The 14,528-nt window shown below is 41.3% G+C and carries 17 protein-coding genes and 3 tRNA genes; 13 read left to right on the top strand and 7 right to left on the bottom strand.

The annotated features are described in order from the left end of the window. Position 1: 1 nt before the first annotated feature. From ruvB to nadA, 10 genes are all read left to right on the top strand, one after another. The gene (gene ruvB, locus ACMUMQ_RS12785; protein ID WP_414682375.1) at positions 2-1,015 is read left to right on the top strand and encodes a Holliday junction branch migration DNA helicase RuvB; all 1,014 of its coding nucleotides are present in this window, start codon (positions 2-4) and stop codon (positions 1,013-1,015) included. Between the two features lie 9 nt (positions 1,016-1,024). Then, on the top strand, positions 1,025-1,705 hold the full coding sequence (tolQ, locus tag ACMUMQ_RS12780; protein WP_414682374.1) for a protein TolQ: 681 nt from the start codon (positions 1,025-1,027) through the stop codon (positions 1,703-1,705). Beyond that, positions 1,705-2,133 carry a protein TolR gene (gene tolR / locus ACMUMQ_RS12775; RefSeq protein ID WP_414682373.1) on the top strand — a complete coding sequence of 143 codons (429 nt, stop codon included), beginning with the start codon at positions 1,705-1,707 and terminating at the stop codon, positions 2,131-2,133. The genes tolQ and tolR overlap by 1 nt, the downstream gene beginning before the upstream one ends. After that, positions 2,133-3,095, top strand: coding sequence for a cell envelope integrity protein TolA (tolA, locus tag ACMUMQ_RS12770; protein WP_414682372.1), 963 nt, complete (start codon positions 2,133-2,135; stop codon positions 3,093-3,095). Before tolR ends, tolA begins: the two co-directional genes overlap by 1 nt. Continuing rightward, positions 3,096-4,394, top strand: coding sequence for a Tol-Pal system beta propeller repeat protein TolB (tolB, locus tag ACMUMQ_RS12765; RefSeq protein WP_414682371.1), 1,299 nt, complete (start codon positions 3,096-3,098; stop codon positions 4,392-4,394). It abuts the gene before it with no gap. Between the two features lie 19 nt (positions 4,395-4,413). Continuing rightward, complete coding sequence (gene pal / locus ACMUMQ_RS12760; protein WP_414682370.1) at positions 4,414-4,983, top strand: peptidoglycan-associated lipoprotein Pal; 570 nt, start codon at positions 4,414-4,416, stop codon at positions 4,981-4,983. Beyond that, positions 4,980-5,765 carry a tol-pal system protein YbgF gene (ybgF, locus tag ACMUMQ_RS12755; protein WP_414682369.1) on the top strand — a complete coding sequence of 262 codons (786 nt, stop codon included), beginning with the start codon at positions 4,980-4,982 and terminating at the stop codon, positions 5,763-5,765. The genes pal and ybgF overlap by 4 nt, the downstream gene beginning before the upstream one ends. 41 nt (positions 5,766-5,806) lie before the next feature. Continuing rightward, positions 5,807-5,882 (top strand) — tRNA-Lys (locus ACMUMQ_RS12750). Between the two features lie 26 nt (positions 5,883-5,908). Next, a tRNA-Lys gene (locus ACMUMQ_RS12745) sits at positions 5,909-5,984 on the top strand. Positions 5,985-6,025: 41 nt separating this feature from the next. After that, a complete protein-coding gene (nadA, locus tag ACMUMQ_RS12740) occupies positions 6,026-7,069 on the top strand; it encodes a quinolinate synthase NadA (protein WP_414682368.1) in 1,044 nt (347 codons plus the stop codon). A gap of 32 nt (positions 7,070-7,101) precedes the next feature. Here the strand turns inward: nadA and ACMUMQ_RS12735 are convergent, their stop codons facing one another. Beyond that, positions 7,102-8,628 carry a coiled-coil domain-containing protein gene (locus ACMUMQ_RS12735; protein ID WP_414682367.1) on the bottom strand — a complete coding sequence of 509 codons (1,527 nt, stop codon included), beginning with the start codon at positions 8,626-8,628 and terminating at the stop codon, positions 7,102-7,104. A gap of 112 nt (positions 8,629-8,740) precedes the next feature. Between ACMUMQ_RS12735 and ACMUMQ_RS12730 the strand changes: the two genes are divergently transcribed. Together ACMUMQ_RS12730 and ACMUMQ_RS12725 are read left to right on the top strand one after the other, a co-directional pair. Then, positions 8,741-9,307, top strand: a complete 567-nt coding sequence (locus ACMUMQ_RS12730; protein ID WP_414682366.1) for a nitroreductase family protein — start codon at positions 8,741-8,743, stop codon at positions 9,305-9,307. Between the two features lie 93 nt (positions 9,308-9,400). Then, a tRNA-Ser gene (locus ACMUMQ_RS12725) sits at positions 9,401-9,488 on the top strand. Between the two features lie 200 nt (positions 9,489-9,688). On the opposite strand, the gene ACMUMQ_RS12720 is transcribed toward ACMUMQ_RS12725, so the two are convergent. The 3 genes from ACMUMQ_RS12720 to yciH form a co-directional block, all read right to left on the bottom strand. Beyond that, entirely contained in the window at positions 9,689-10,099 is a 411-nt protein-coding gene (locus ACMUMQ_RS12720; RefSeq protein WP_414682365.1) for an acyl-CoA thioesterase, read from the bottom strand. Between the two features lie 24 nt (positions 10,100-10,123). Then, positions 10,124-11,134, bottom strand: a complete 1,011-nt coding sequence (locus ACMUMQ_RS12715; protein WP_414682364.1) for a GGDEF domain-containing protein — start codon at positions 11,132-11,134, stop codon at positions 10,124-10,126. A 132-nt stretch (positions 11,135-11,266) separates the two neighbouring features. After that, on the bottom strand, positions 11,267-11,611 hold the full coding sequence (gene yciH, locus ACMUMQ_RS12710; protein WP_414682363.1) for a stress response translation initiation inhibitor YciH: 345 nt from the start codon (positions 11,609-11,611) through the stop codon (positions 11,267-11,269). Positions 11,612-11,757: 146 nt separating this feature from the next. Here yciH and ACMUMQ_RS12705 point away from each other — a divergent pair, with 146 nt between their 5' ends. Further along, on the top strand, positions 11,758-12,312 hold the full coding sequence (locus ACMUMQ_RS12705; protein ID WP_414682362.1) for a GNAT family N-acetyltransferase: 555 nt from the start codon (positions 11,758-11,760) through the stop codon (positions 12,310-12,312). On the opposite strand, the gene ACMUMQ_RS12700 is transcribed toward ACMUMQ_RS12705, so the two are convergent. Genes ACMUMQ_RS12700 through ACMUMQ_RS12690 form a run of 3 tightly spaced genes read right to left on the bottom strand, consistent with a single transcriptional unit; the run spans position 12,263 to position 14,502 of the window. After that, complete coding sequence (locus ACMUMQ_RS12700) at positions 12,263-13,009, bottom strand: pseudouridine synthase (RefSeq protein ID WP_414682361.1); 747 nt, start codon at positions 13,007-13,009, stop codon at positions 12,263-12,265. The genes ACMUMQ_RS12705 and ACMUMQ_RS12700 overlap by 50 nt on opposite strands. A gap of 8 nt (positions 13,010-13,017) precedes the next feature. Next, the gene (locus ACMUMQ_RS12695; protein WP_414682360.1) at positions 13,018-13,956 is read right to left on the bottom strand and encodes a D-2-hydroxyacid dehydrogenase; all 939 of its coding nucleotides are present in this window, start codon (positions 13,954-13,956) and stop codon (positions 13,018-13,020) included. 3 nt (positions 13,957-13,959) lie between these two features. Further along, the gene (locus tag ACMUMQ_RS12690; RefSeq protein ID WP_414682359.1) at positions 13,960-14,502 is read right to left on the bottom strand and encodes an arylesterase; all 543 of its coding nucleotides are present in this window, start codon (positions 14,500-14,502) and stop codon (positions 13,960-13,962) included. Positions 14,503-14,528 lie beyond the last annotated feature (26 nt).

The raw sequence follows: 14,528 nt of genomic DNA, 5'->3' as shown, positions 1-14,528 counted from the left end.
TATGATTGAACAAGATCGTATCATCTCAGCAGAGCTAAAAGGGAATGACAAACAGATAGATCGTGCTATTCGGCCTCAGGCTTTATCGGAATATATCGGGCAGCCAGTTGTTCGTGAGCAAATGGAAATTTTTATTCAAGCCGCTAGGCAAAGGGAAGAACCTCTCGACCATACATTGATTTTTGGGCCTCCTGGATTGGGTAAGACGACATTGGCCAATATTATTGGCAACGAAATGGGAGCTGAAGTTAAGACGACATCTGGCCCAGTTTTAGAAAGAGCAGGAGACTTAGCTGCGCTTCTAACCAATTTGAACGAAGGTGATATCTTATTTATTGATGAGATTCACCGATTGAGCCCTGCAATAGAAGAAGTTTTATACCCGGCAATGGAAGATTATCAGCTGGATATTATGATAGGTGAAGGACCTGCTGCGAGATCAATAAAAATTGAACTCCCGCCTTTTACACTTGTCGGAGCTACAACACGAGCTGGTTTGCTTACATCCCCTTTGCGAGATCGGTTTGGGATTGTGCAGCGACTTGAGTTTTATGATGTTGAGTCATTGACCACTATTGTGACACGATCTGCGGGCAAAATGGGGATGACGCTCGACGACTCTGGTAGCTTTGAAGTGGCAAGACGCTCTCGAGGAACACCGCGAATAGCCAATAGACTTTTGCGTCGTGTGCGTGACGTTGCTCAAGTGAGCGGTGAAACATTAGTTGGACAAAAAGTTGCTCAAAGGGCGCTAGATATGTTAAGTGTAGATAATCAAGGTTTTGATCACCTAGACAGACGTATGTTATTGACTATGATAGAGAAATTTGACGGCAGACCGGTTGGTTTGGACAGTGTGTCTGCTGCGTTAGGTGAAGACAAAGATACAATTGAAGACGTCATTGAACCATTCTTGATTCAGCAAGGGTTTATTATCAGAACCCCAAGAGGGCGTCAGGTTACAAAGCGTGCATACGAACATTTTAATTACCAGTTACCTTCGGACTTTAAATAGAGGTTAATAATGTCAATTTGGGGACTTATCGCCAGCGCCAGTATTGTTGTTCAACTTGTAATGTTGATTCTACTTTCGGCTTCAATTTTTTCATGGGTTGTAATATTTCAGCGAATCCGTGTTCTTAAGAAGGCCAAAAAAGTGCGTGGTGAATTTGAAGATCAATTTTGGTCTGGTATTGACCTTAGTCAGCTTTACAGAAAGTTGACGCAGGACGGCAGAAAAGTTGAAGGCATCGAGACCATTTTCACATCAGGCATCAAAGAATTTACTAGACTAAGACAGAATCAAAATGTTGATCCAGATGCCGTTATGGATGGTATTCAACGTGTTATGCGAGTGGCTTTGTATAAAGAGGAAGAGAAGCTTGATCAGCATCTTCCATTTTTAGCAACAGTTGGATCTACAAGCCCATATGTTGGTTTGTTTGGTACCGTTTGGGGGATTATGCACTCTTTCATCGGCTTGGCTGAGGTTCAGCAAGCAACATTGGCCACTGTGGCCCCAGGTATTGCGGAGGCTCTTATTGCAACGGCTATTGGTCTGGCAGCCGCAATTCCTGCTGTGATTGCATATAACCGTTTTTCTGCAACGTCAGAATCTTTGGCGTCTAGCTATGAAAACTTTGCCGATGAATTTACAAGTATATTACATCGTAAAGTGCACGTTAGAGAGGGAGGAGCTGTATAGTGGCTCGCTCTAGAAGAAGAAATAAAAGAAAGCCTATGGCTGAAATCAATGTCGTACCCTACATTGATGTCATGTTGGTGTTATTGGTGATCTTTATGATTACTGCACCAATGTTGACTCAAGGTGTTGATGTTGAATTGCCAAATGCAAATGCGGCGCCTATACAAGATACAGAAAGTGATGTCATGATTGCTTCTGTGGATTCAAAGGGGCAGTTTTATTTGGATGTTGGTGGTCAGCAAGAGTCAATCGGTTTAGAGCTTTTGCAGGATAGAGTGCGAAAAGTATTGTCGCAAAACCCAACGATGGCAGTGTTAGTTCGAGGTGATAAAAATGTGCCTTATGGTGATGTTGTTGGGTTGATGGTCGCTTTGCAGGCGGCAGGTGCACCAAATGTTGGTTTGGTCACTGAGCCGGATACAAAATAATGAAATGGCTAAAAGATGATAGCTACGGGCTTCCGGTATTATTAGCTGTTGGCTTACATGCTGTTATTTTAGTAGCAGGCGTCGTGGCGGTTGATTTTAGTGATGATGAAAAGCAACAGCCTAAGCGTCCTGTTATTGTCAACGCAACAGTAATTGATATTTCGGATACGATTATTGGCAAGCGCGAAGCGGAAGAAAGAGCAGCTAAGCAACAAGCTGCAAATGCCGCAGCTAAAAGAAAGCAAGAGGCAGAGCAGAAGCGTAAAAAAGAAGCTGAACAGAAAGCTTTAGAAGCCAGAGAAAAACAGCTTGCTCAAGCTAAGCGAGTTAAAGAGCGTGAAGCTGCAGAGGCTGCAGCAAGAAAAGAAAAAGAAAGGCAACAGGTTGCTGAGCAGAAACGCCTCGAACAAGAGAATGAGAAAAAGCGTCTGGCGCAAGAAAAAGAGCGAGAAAAGCAGCGTTTAGAAAAACAGGCGGAAGAAGAAAGAAAACGCAAAGAGCAAGAGCTTATACGTCAAGCTGAGGCTGAGAGGTTGGCTGATGAAGAACGAAAAAGACAAGCAGAAGCCGCTAGGTTAGCTGAAGAGAAAAAGCAAGCGGAAGAGGCGGCAGCACAAGCCGCTGCGGCAGAGCAAGAACGGTTACGAGCAGCGGAAGAAGCGCAAATGGTTCAGTCTATTAGTAGCTTGATTAATAGTCGAATTACATCTGTGTGGAATCGTCCACCGAATGCTAGAAATGGGATGAAAACCCAATTAAGAATATACTTTTTACCGAACGGTGAAGTAAGAGACACACAAGTAACAAAAGGCAGTGGCGATGCCCTATTCGATCAAAGAGCCGTAGATGCTGTGTACAAAGTTGGACGCATAGAAGAGTTAGCTGACGTTGATTCTTATACGTTTGAACGGAACTTTCGCCAAATAGACTTAATTTTTAACCCGCAAGATTTGAGAAATTAAATGATGTTAAAACAATGGTTAAGCGTTTTATTTACTTGCTTATTTTTTATAAATACCGCTAAAGCACAACTTGTTATTGAAATCACCAGTGGAGCGGATCAATTACTGCCTATTGCTGTTGTGCCTTTTGGTTATGAAGGTGTTAACGCTTTACCGGAAGATATAGCCCAGATTGTTGATGCGGATTTGACTCGAAGCGGCTTATTTCAGACAGTTTCAAGGTCGAATATGCTCAGTATGCCTTCCAAAGAAGCTGATGTATATTATAGAGATTGGCGTATTTTAAAAAGTGATTATGTTGTCATTGGTTCAATTCAAAGGTTGTCAAATGGCCAGTACCGTATAGGCTTCGAATTGTTGAATGTATTGAGTCAAAAGCCTGTTCAAAAGCATGCCTCAATTGATGTTAGTGAAAAGAATTTTCGTGATGCCGCCCATTATATTAGCGATAAAATATATGAGTTATTAACTGGGATAAAAGGCGCTTTTAGTACCCGAGTTTTATATGTTACAGCGGAGGGTAATAAAAGTTCTCCTTTATTTAAGTTGCAAGTTGCTGATGCCGATGGACACCGGCCTCAGGTGGTTGTAGAGTCAAAAGAACCAATTTTATCACCATCATGGAGTAGTGATGGAAAAAATATTGCTTATGTAATGTTTAGAAATAGACGCCCAAATATATTCATTCAGGAGCTGGCAACGGGCAAACGTCAGCAGATTGCACGATTTAGAGGGTTGAATGGTGCGCCAGCTTGGTCACCAGATGGTAAGAAATTAGCTTTAGTATTATCTAAAGATAACAACCCTGAAATTTACACTTTAGACATCGCTACCCAGAAGCTACAGAGGATGACAAACCATTACTCTATTGATACAGAGCCAAGTTGGGAGCCTGATGGTAAAGGGATAGTATTCACATCTGATCGAGGCGGTAATCCGCAAATTTATCGACTAGATGTAAATAGTAAGCGTGTAGAGAGGGTCACTTTTGAAGGTGATCTAAATACCAGAGCAAGTATGACGCCAGATGGAAGATATCTTGTAACGGTTCAGAAGAACGACGGTAATTATCATATTGCACTACAAGATATGAAAACAGGCCGAGTTCAAATTCTCACAGAGACTTACTTAGACGAATCACCAAGTATTGCGCCAAACGGTAGCATGGTGATGTATGCCACAACCTATCAAGGAAAGGGTATCTTAGCTGTAGTATCCGTTGATGGGCTAGTTAAATATAGGTTACCATCAGCTGAAGGTGATGTGCGTGAACCATCTTGGTCTCCGTATTTCAAATAAAGACATTGAGGAGTTAATAATGAGCGTAAACAAATTAGGTAAGTTTGCTGTTATCGGTTTATCTGCAGCTTGGATTGCAGGTTGTAGTACAACAGCAACAGAAACGGATTCATCAACTGTTGCAGAAGATGGAGCTAGTGCAACAGAATTGTCTGAAGGTGATGCAAGTACTGATCAAGCATTTGGTGCTGGTGAAGATGGCGCTCTAACAAGTGTTATTGTTGAAGATGATGTAACTGCTATGGACTCTTTAGCTGGAGTAGAAACAGTATTTTATTTTGATTTCGATAAATCCATTGTGCGACCAGAATCTCGTGAAGCTTTGGCTAAACACGCTGAATTCCTAGTTGCGAACCCAGATGCGCGTATCGTATTAGAAGGCCATGCTGATGAGCGTGGTACTCGTGAATACAACATGGCTCTTGGTGAGCGTCGTGCTAAAGCAATCAGCCGTTATTTGACTATTCAAGGCGTTGCTGCATCTCAAATTGAAACTGTAAGCTTTGGTGAAGAAGTGCCTGTAGCATTTGGTCACGAAGATAATGCTTGGCAGTTAAACCGTCGAGTTGAAGTACGTTACGAAAAATGATCTTTAGAAAAGTAAAGGTTCGTTCTGTTGCAATGGCGCTGTGTTTTACAGCGCCATTTGCAATGGCCGAAACTCAACAAGCCAGAACTGCATTATCTCCCGCTGCTGCCGCTGAGTTACTTTTCCAGTTGGAAACATTACAACAGGAAGTGCAAAGTTTACGAGGCCAGTTAGAAGAGCAGGGGTATGAATTAAAACTGATGAAAGAAAGTCAGCGAGACCGTTATATCGATCTTGATAAGCGCTTGTCTCTGCTTATGACATCATCTATCAATAGACAGACTACCTCTAGCTCGCCAGTTGAGCAAACAGCGCCGGCTCCTGTAGTGACTCCCGTTAAACAAGAGCGACCCACTGTTAGTACGCCAATATCGCCACTAGCCCCTGTTGTTTTACAACCGCCAACAGAACAAGCTAAACAAGAGTACAACGAAGCTTATAATTTCATTCGTGAACGCAAGTTTGATGAATCTGAAGCTGCTTTTGCTCAGTTTGTACGAGATTACCCAAATAACACATTAACCGGTAATGGTTATTATTGGTTGGGTGAAGTCAAATTAGTGCAAGGGAAGTCAGTTGAAGCAATCAACGCTTTTTCAACCGTCATTCAAAAGTTTCCTGGTCACAGTAAAGAGCCAGACTCTTTGTATAAGCTTGGAACAGTCAATGACCAACTTGGGGACTCAGCAAAGGCTAGGTCTTATTTACAAGATGTCATCGGTCGTTTTCCTGAAAGTAAAGCTGCTAAGTTAGCGTCAGGTTACTTAAGTAAAATTAAATAGCTTGCAATCCTCAACGGGCTCTGTAATATACGCAACCCGTTGGGTCGTTAGCTCAGTTGGTAGAGCAGTTGACTTTTAATCAATTGGTCACTGGTTCGAATCCAGTACGACCCACCAACGTTTAATTCCTTTTTGTGATTTTTGGGTCGTTAGCTCAGTTGGTAGAGCAGTTGACTTTTAATCAATTGGTCACTGGTTCGAATCCAGTACGACCCACCAAAAACACTCATTCCACTCCCAGTTTCTTAAGGGGTAATGATATGTCCGATCTTCTTAATAAAGCTGCCTTGCGCGAAACCGTTCAAAAGCATTTATTTTCTGCTGAGAAGAACTTGCAGAAAGAGTCTTTAGATAATGAACAAATTCGTAATGAGATCAAGCTTTTACTTAAGCAAAAAAATGCTGCCTTAGTCGCTCACTATTACACAGAGGATGCGATTCAAGAGTTGGCAGAAGAAACGGGCGGTATTATTGCAGACTCCTTAGAGATGGCTCGCTTTGGCGCTAATCATGAAGCACAAACACTGGTGGTAGCGGGTGTTAAATTCATGGGGGAAACGGCTAAAATTTTAAGCCCTGAAAAAACTATTTTAATGCCCACATTAGAAGCAACTTGCTCTTTAGATATTGGCTGCCCAATCGATGAGTTTTCTGCTTTTTGCGATCAGCACCCAGACAGAAAAGTCGTTGTTTACGCTAATACTTCAGCCGCTGTTAAGGCTCGTGCTGATTGGGTTGTCACTTCAAGTATTGCACTTGATGTTGTTAATCATTTAGTTGAGCAGGGCGAAAAGATTATTTGGGCGCCTGATCAACATTTGGGTGGATATATTCAACGTGAAACAGGTGCAGATATGATTCTTTGGGATGGTGCTTGCATCGTTCATGAAGAGTTTAAAGCTAAAGGTATTTTAGATTTAAAAGCCGTTTATCCAGATGCCGCTGTGCTTGTTCATCCTGAGTCGCCAGAATCTGTTGTAGAGGTGGCAGATGTAGTAGGTTCCACTTCGCAATTGCTAAATGCCTCTAAGAAAATGACAAACAGTACCTTCATCGTTGCAACAGATAGAGGGATTTTCTACAAAATGAAGCAAGCGTCTCCGGATAAACGCTTCGTTGAAGCGCCGACGGCAGGCTCAGGTGCAAGTTGCAGAAGTTGTGCCCATTGCCCTTGGATGGCGCTTAATAGCTTGGAAATGCTGCGAGATTCGCTTAAAAACAATTTAGGTGAAATCCACGTACCAGAAGAAACAAGAGAGAAGGCTCTTATTCCATTACAGCGCATGTTGGACTTTAACGCCTAAATCAATCTTATGCATTATTAGAGTAGGGGCTCTTAATTAAGAGTCCCTAGATATTTCATTTCTAAGTCTGCAAACGCCAATTGTAGGCGATCACACTCTAAACTCTTCTTATTATATTCTACGCGTAATCCTTGCAGGTCTTTACTTGATTTTGAGTTTAGCAATTGATTCTTTAGATTGGTTGTTTGTTCCACTAGAGTTCTATTTTTCTCTCGCTGTTCTAGAAGCTCTCTGTGTTCTTGCGGTGTTTCTCCGCTGCTTGTTTTAGCGAGAGCATTCACTTTTACTTTTAATTGATTGTTTTCTTCTTCGGCAGTTTCTAGCTCTTGAGCCAACAAAGTAACACAGGTCTCAGACTCTTGTAGAAGCCGCTCTAGCATTTTTGTGTCTTTATCTTGCTCAATTAAGTTCTCACTTGAGTTGCTTTCTAGAGCGATATTTAAGTCATCACGTAGAGAGCCTAATGTCTCTTTCCGACTAGCATGAAGGTTTTGAAGGTTTCCAATCGCAGTTTCGTTACTGCGCGAGAGCATTTTCTCTAGCTCGGCAAGCTTTTCATCCTTAGCATTAATATCTTGTCTTAGAGAGGTAATTGATAAGTTTGATGTCTCCATTTCCGCTTCTAATTGCAAGATGATTGTTTGTGACTCTTCGGCTAACCTTTCCATTTTTGCTATAGCAATTTTTTGAGACTCAATACCATCGCCAGAACCTTGACTTTTTCTTGCTTGATCAATTTTAATTTTTAGCTGCTCAATTACCATTTGCTGGCGATTAGACAGGTTGTTAAGAGAGGATATTTGCTTGAAGGTTGCACTTTTTGTATGTGCTTTTTGATTTTGTGTTTCATGCAAGTGAGCCTGAATCTCAGGAAAGTCATCTGCATGTAACTTTTGAGTGGCTTCTAGGGCTTTTATTTTTCTCTGTAATTCATCAATTTCTATTTGCAGTCTTTGTTGTTCCGCAATCTTAATGCCCATTTGCTTAATGCGTTTATTAGCTCGATCAATGTTGTTGCGTAAATCTTCGTTAAGCAGCATTTGATTCTTTGATAGGGACTCTTTCGTGATAAGCAACTCGGAAGATTGAAAGAATTCATCTTCCATGTCCTTTAGGTTTTGCTGTAACTCCTCTGGATCCGCTGTTTGTAATTTGGCGGTGGATATCGCATAGAGTAAGTTAGCAAGGAAGCGATTTAGAATTGGTTTTGGCTGCTCACTGGCTTGATTTAAAACAATAGCACGCTCAGCTCTTAAAATGGTTCCCCATAACTTTAAAGTATTTGTTTCATGCTGATTCTCTTGCTTTGGGCTGAGCATGGCTGCAGCATGGCTTATCTGCTGATCAAGGAAGTGTGCTAAGCGCTTAAAAACTTTAGTATTATCTGATAAATCCGCAGAAGCTGTATTATTAGCCTCGCTATCTTTGGAGTCTACAGGTTCTTGCTCTTGTTTCTGAATGTCTTTATTTAGGCGGTGAGAAAGCCATAAAAAGGTTAAATTAGCCAGCATAAGAAAAGTCGTGAGCTCTAGCAATGTCCAGATAAGCCACTTTGGCATAATTCCCCCTAGACCCACGAAAAATGGGCATGATATCCATTATTGTTTAGGCGTAATAAAACAGTATACTTGCTTTCTGCAATCCCATCATATTAACGGAATTCAATGTCTTATGAGTAAAGAATTTATAACATTCATGCGTAATCGTGTATCCCAACCGCTACTAAATGCGCCAGCTCCAACGCAAAGTGAATGGGAATCTATTCTTGATGCAGCAAGTCGTGCAGCAGATCACGGCAACTTAAAACCATGGCGCTTCCGTATTTATGAAGGTGAAGGGAGAGCAAAGTTAGGTCAAATATACTGGCATCATGCTTTATCTGAAGTCGTATCTATGCCTGAAAGTAAAGAAGAGGCTTTTATCAAAAAAGCCTTTCGTGCACCTGCTGTTCTACTGGTTTACGCTCGCATACAAGAGCATCCGAAAGTTCCTGAAGTTGAACAAGTCATGGCATCGTCTGCAGCGGCTCAACAAGTTCTGCTTGGATTAAGTGCGCTCGGTTATGGTGGGATGTGGCGTAGCGGACCTGCTTGTTTTACTGAAAAGGCAAAAGAACTTCTTGGGTTAGAGCAAAATGATCAAATCATTGGCTTGATCTATGCAGGCACACCGGAAAAAGCCGGTAATATTGTTACCGACACAAGGCTCAGTGAACGTCTAGAATGGGTAAGAGATTAATTCTTAAGGTTTATTTTACAAAACAAGTTGCAATCTAAAGTATTGCTCTCTAAAATACGCGCAGAAATTACGCAGAGCGTATTTATTTGTTTTGGTGAGCTGTCCGAGTGGCCGAAGGAGCACGCCTGGAAAGCGTGTATGTCGAAAGGCATCAAGAGTTCGAATCTCTTGCTCACCGCCATTATTCCTTAAAGATTAAGATGTTAGAGTTAAGTCTTGATCTTGTACTGAAAAAAGTACATCAATAGAAGCCGAATAGATTTATGTCTATTCGGCTTTTTTATTTCTCTTACTCAATGTTTTGCTTATATCTAATTAAGGGGTAAGGTAGGGCGTTGTGGTGCTTTCATTTTTAAAAAACTATCTTTTGATACTACGGACTTAATTAGTCAGCAGCACGTCAGCTTGCTCAAACACAACTGGTCGACCTTCTTTGGTGGTGGATGTCACTGTCATTTTGGCTTGCAGCATAAGTTGATCGTCTTTTGCTCTGTATACGCTTTGATTAAAAGCCAGTTTTAGTTTTGAGATTCTTTCTGCGCTGGTTTGAATGTAAAACTCATCACTGCTTTGCAGTGATCGCTTGTAGTCAAGCTCAGCTTTGATTAGGACGAGATGTATACCTTGTTTAGTAATTTCGGCGAAGTCTAGCCCTTTTGTTTTGATAAATTGATGACGGGCGTGCTCTAAATAATTTTGATAGACCGCATTATTTACTATGCCTTGCATATCACATTCGTAGTCGCGCACTTGAAACAAAGTGCAATGTGCTTGGCTTGAGGTTTTTGGCATGTTGTTACCTTAAAGCAAAAGTCTTTATTCGTGATGTGTAACGCAGTTTTTGCCAGACCGTTTGGCAAATACTAAGTAATGTTGAGCTTTCTCAATGAGGTCGTTAGGGCTTTCATTTCCAAATAGAGTTCCCAAACCAATAGATACTGTAACCTGACGTAAAGGCACTTTAGATTGTTTGTAACGTATTTTCTGTATGGAAACTTGATGACGTATGTGCTCAGCCAGTTCTGCTGCCTCGCTTAGCTCTGTCTCACTGAGTAGCATGGCATATCGTCCACCTTGGAAGCGTGCAAGAAAACCACCTTCTGGTAATAAGCTTCGTAAGAGCTTTGCTATGTAACGAATAAGAGAGGTACCGGCTTTTTTAGTGTATTCCTGATTAATGCTACCTAGATCATCTATGTCAATCATCAATAGAGTTAAATCATCTTCGGCATAAGGCACTAACGAGAAGAGTGTGCGCTCAAAGCCTTTTTCATTAGCCAACAAGGTCATAGGATCTAATTCAGTGCTTTGTTTTGCGTCTGCTAGTTCTGCTCTCAATGTTGCTAGCTCTTCTTGAGCAGATACCAATGAGTCATTGAAGTGTTCAACAACTCGATTCATTTTGAACGTATTTAATTCGAGCAATGAAGCAATACGTTCAATTTGATTTGTGTCCTTGGTGTTTTTTAAGGCCTTCTTTCCCTGGCTAAGCATTTTGGAAAACTGAGTTAATTCATCAGTAACTTGGCCAGATTCAGACTCTAGGTTATCCGTGAGTTGTTTTAATACAGGACCTTGTCGATGGGCGTGCTGAAACTCTTCAGACAATAAAAACTCGCTAAATAGCTCCTGAGAAACAAAAGCAGGTAAGCTGCCGAATCGACGTAAAGCGGTATCAACAACTTTGTTCAATTCAGGTGTTCTGTTGGAGGCGTACTCATACCAAATCCCATAATTATAGGGCGTTGGTGGAATATCTAATTTCTCCATTAAAGGAATGGCTGACCGCATTAAATGATCTGCTTGTTGCTTATTATGCTGGAACATTCGCGCCTCTGCTGTAACCATGTTTTTTATTAAAGGAGATTAGTTCCATCATAGTTAATAACGCTTGATTTGTCTGTATCACTTCAGTTTTCTTTACTATAGATGCCATGGTTTTCATTATGAAAAACAACATTAGCCGCCATTGAATTTGCTTGAATAGCCTTCCTTTTCAAGCATGACTTTAATTTGTTGACGTTGATCGCCTTGTATTTCAATTTGGCCGTCTTTAACTGCACCGCCAGTACCGCATTGGGTTTTCAGTTTTTTGCCTAGTTTTTTTAGCTCGTCTTGTGTAATAGGCAAGCCCTTAATAACAGTAACACCTTTGCCTTTTCTGCCTTTTGTTTCTAAAGAAATGAGTACTTTGCCATCACCAATGACTTGCTCATTCTTACATTGGCAGTCTTCTACTGAATGTTCACAATCTGGACATAAGCGCCCTTGATCCGTTGAGTAGACTAAATTTCGCTTCTTCATGAATGATACCTTATAACACTGTATTGTCTTATAGATTTTATCATTTAGGAGAAGGGGATTCAGTTAAAAAGGCGTAATCTTCTGCATTTATCGCATATCTGCACTAAGCTAGAAGGTAATCCTTTATGTGGGGCGTGTGTTTCGATATGAAAAGATCATTAATTATCCGGCAAGCAACAGAAGCAGACCTTAACAGCATTCTTCTTTTCGAGTTTCGAAATAGAAGATGGTTTTCTCAGTTTTTGCCAAAACACGTTTTGCGTAAGCAAACAGAGAACTATTTTAGATATTTACTCAATGGGAGGTTTAAAAATCTACAGTATCTGGTGGTTTTGCCCAGCGGAGAGTTGATTGGTCGTTTCAGTGGTCAAGTATTGGATGCAAAACAGCGGACAATGGAAGTGTCTTATCGTGTTGCCAATGAATTTACTAATCGAGGAATTGCCAGATTCGTATTGAAGCGCTTGTTGATGTTATGGGCCAGCTATGGAATTACAGAAGTGTATGCACAGGTGGCGGATCATAATAATGCGTCAATGAAAGTGCTCATGTCATGTGGCTTTCATGTCAGTGAACGACAAGAAAACAGCATTAACTTTGACCCTGACATACACGATAGTTTGGTTTTTAAATGGGCTGCATCAGACGACGTTACCGCTCTGATGCCGATAGTGGAACTTCATGAGGCGCTAGCAAATTAAGCATATCGATTATTTGGTCACTCAAAGGTGCGCTTAGCGTGAGTTTTTCCTCTGTTACTGGGTGAGTGAATTCGAGATGCGACGCATGAAGCATTAATCTAAAGTGTTCCGGCCATTCGGCTTTAAGAGCCTTGTTAATGTGTCGACAACCGTAACAAGAATCACCAACCAATGGATTCAACAAGTGTTTAAAATGTCTTCTTATCTGATGCTTTCGCCCTTGCTTTGGTGTCACTTCCAACCAACTTAAACGCATGCTTTGATAACGACTAACCGGAATCGGGGCTTGATAACGTGTTAAGCAGACAAATTTCGTCTCAGCCTCTTTTTCTGTTCCTTCAATTTTAAATCGAGAACGACCTTTTTGCTCATTTAGCTTGGCTAAAGGATAATCTATGGTGCCTGCGGGATCACAAAAACCACGAACCAAACAATGATATGTTTTGTTGGTTTGAGATTCAGAGAATTGCGCCGATAGATTTCTTGCCATTTCAGGGCTAAATGCCATGACCAAAACGCCAGATGTTCCTCTGTCCAATCGATGGACAGGAAACACCCATTTACCCGTTTGATCCCTTAACCTTTGAACGACGGCGTCTTCTTCCTCTTTGGCTAAATGGGTTCGATGAACCAGTAATCCAGCCGGTTTGTTGACGGCAACCAGATAATCATCCTGATACAAAATCTCTAATGACATTCTATGTTCTACTTATTGGCTTCGATAAAAGCCGCAATTTTTTGGACAGCAATATGAACCAATGTTTCCATGGCTTCATGACTCGCCCATGCAATGTGAGGTGTCAGTAGAAAATTGGGATACTCAGCTAATTGATGTAGCGGGTGCTCTAATGGCATCGGCTCTTGTGTAGCAACATCAAAAGCGGCACCGGAAATCGCTTGCTGTTTGAATGCGTTAAGCAATGCGTGTTCATCAACGATTCCACCACGACTGATATTAAGCAGCAGGGCGCTTGGTTTCATTAAAGCGAATTCAGCATCGCTGATTAAGTTTTTAGTCTCTTCGGTTAATGGGCAGTTTATGCTGATTACATCAGCTACTTTTAAAGCGCTTTCAAACTCTGTGTAACCGGTCCGAAGCTCTTTCGCTCCTTTGCGTTCTGCAAAGGTAACCTTCATGCCAAACGCTTTTGCTATTTCACCGACTCTTTTTCCTAAAGAGCCTCCACCAATAATAACCATGTTGGTATCGTGTAGATCTTTTATTGGGTAATCCAAAAAACAAAAATGTTCAGAGCTCGACCACTTGCCCGCTTTCACATCTTGGATATACGAAACAAGGTTCCTTCTTAGGGCGAGGAGCATTGAAAATGTATGTTCAGGAACACTGTTAACTGAGTAGCCTTCAACATTCTGTATCGCAATGCCTTTTTTCTGACAAGCGTTTGCATCCACATTGTTAACGCCCGTTGCCATAACTTGAATCAGCTTCAGGTTAGAAGCTTTTTGAATCGCGTCTGCGTTCAGCACAATTTTGTTGGTTAAGACGATATCAGCGTCTTTGATGCGCTCTGCTACTTGTTCTGGTTGTGTGTTTTGGTATTCAACTACTTCGCTAATTTGCGCTGGCAATTCAATATTGATGGAGTCGGGGAATGAACCTCTGTCTAAAAAAACCGCTTTCATAGTCTATTCCTTATTTTTTTCTAAAAGTGTTTCTAAGTGAGGCAATATGTTCTTTAGTACGATGGGTTGCCCTTTGGCATTTGGGTGAATTCCATCGTTTTGCATCAGCTCTTTATTCAGCGCAACATCTTGAAGCATAAAGGGTAAATAAGCTAGATTGTATTTTTCTGCGATGTCTTTGTATAAATTAAAAAACATCTCTGTATAGCGCTTTCCATAATTCTGAGGAATCTGATTACCAATGAGTAAAACGCTAGAATTCGCTTGATGAGCCCGCTCAACCATGGTTTCAAGATTGATTGTGGTCTGATTTAGAGGGTAACCTCGTAATGCATCATTAGCACCCAACTCAAGAATGACCCATGTTGGTTTGTGGCTTTCTAATAAAGCAGGGAAACGAGAAAGGCCGCCTTGAGTGGTTTCTCCACTGACGCTAGCGTTTACAACCTTTATTTCAGGGTTTGATTGAGAAAGTTGCTTTTCTAGTAAACTAACCCAACCATCTTGTTGTCGTAAGTTATAGGCTGCACTAAGACTATCGCCCATAACCAATAACGTAGACGCCGAAGCAA

The sequence above is a fragment of the Marinomonas algae genome, assembly GCF_047525555.1.
Lineage (GTDB): Bacteria > Pseudomonadota > Gammaproteobacteria > Pseudomonadales > Marinomonadaceae > Marinomonas.
Note: the sequence above shows the minus strand (reverse complement) of the source record. Positions and strands in the feature narration are given on the sequence as shown.

What these genes read in the sequence shown, in the direction of transcription:
- ybgF (WP_414682369.1), top strand. Translation starts at nt 4,980, where the DNA reads ATGATCTTTAGAAAAGTAAAGGTTCGTTCTGTTGCAATGGCGCTGTGT.
- tolB (WP_414682371.1), top strand. Translation starts at nt 3,096, where the DNA reads ATGATGTTAAAACAATGGTTAAGCGTTTTATTTACTTGCTTATTTTTT.
- ACMUMQ_RS12695 (WP_414682360.1), bottom strand. Translation starts at nt 13,956, where the DNA reads ATGAAAGCGGTTTTTTTAGACAGAGGTTCATTCCCCGACTCCATCAAT.
- ACMUMQ_RS12735 (WP_414682367.1), bottom strand. Translation starts at nt 8,628, where the DNA reads ATGCCAAAGTGGCTTATCTGGACATTGCTAGAGCTCACGACTTTTCTT.
- ruvB (WP_414682375.1), top strand. Translation starts at nt 2, where the DNA reads ATGATTGAACAAGATCGTATCATCTCAGCAGAGCTAAAAGGGAATGAC.
- nadA (WP_414682368.1), top strand. Translation starts at nt 6,026, where the DNA reads ATGTCCGATCTTCTTAATAAAGCTGCCTTGCGCGAAACCGTTCAAAAG.
- ACMUMQ_RS12720 (WP_414682365.1), bottom strand. Translation starts at nt 10,099, where the DNA reads ATGCCAAAAACCTCAAGCCAAGCACATTGCACTTTGTTTCAAGTGCGC.
- tolQ (WP_414682374.1), top strand. Translation starts at nt 1,025, where the DNA reads ATGTCAATTTGGGGACTTATCGCCAGCGCCAGTATTGTTGTTCAACTT.
- ACMUMQ_RS12690 (WP_414682359.1), bottom strand. Translation starts at nt 14,502, where the DNA reads ATGGGCGATAGTCTTAGTGCAGCCTATAACTTACGACAACAAGATGGT.
- ACMUMQ_RS12700 (WP_414682361.1), bottom strand. Translation starts at nt 13,009, where the DNA reads ATGTCATTAGAGATTTTGTATCAGGATGATTATCTGGTTGCCGTCAAC.
- ACMUMQ_RS12705 (WP_414682362.1), top strand. Translation starts at nt 11,758, where the DNA reads ATGAAAAGATCATTAATTATCCGGCAAGCAACAGAAGCAGACCTTAAC.
- ACMUMQ_RS12715 (WP_414682364.1), bottom strand. Translation starts at nt 11,134, where the DNA reads ATGTTCCAGCATAATAAGCAACAAGCAGATCATTTAATGCGGTCAGCC.
- ACMUMQ_RS12730 (WP_414682366.1), top strand. Translation starts at nt 8,741, where the DNA reads ATGAGTAAAGAATTTATAACATTCATGCGTAATCGTGTATCCCAACCG.
- pal (WP_414682370.1), top strand. Translation starts at nt 4,414, where the DNA reads ATGAGCGTAAACAAATTAGGTAAGTTTGCTGTTATCGGTTTATCTGCA.
- tolA (WP_414682372.1), top strand. Translation starts at nt 2,133, where the DNA reads ATGAAATGGCTAAAAGATGATAGCTACGGGCTTCCGGTATTATTAGCT.
- yciH (WP_414682363.1), bottom strand. Translation starts at nt 11,611, where the DNA reads ATGAAGAAGCGAAATTTAGTCTACTCAACGGATCAAGGGCGCTTATGT.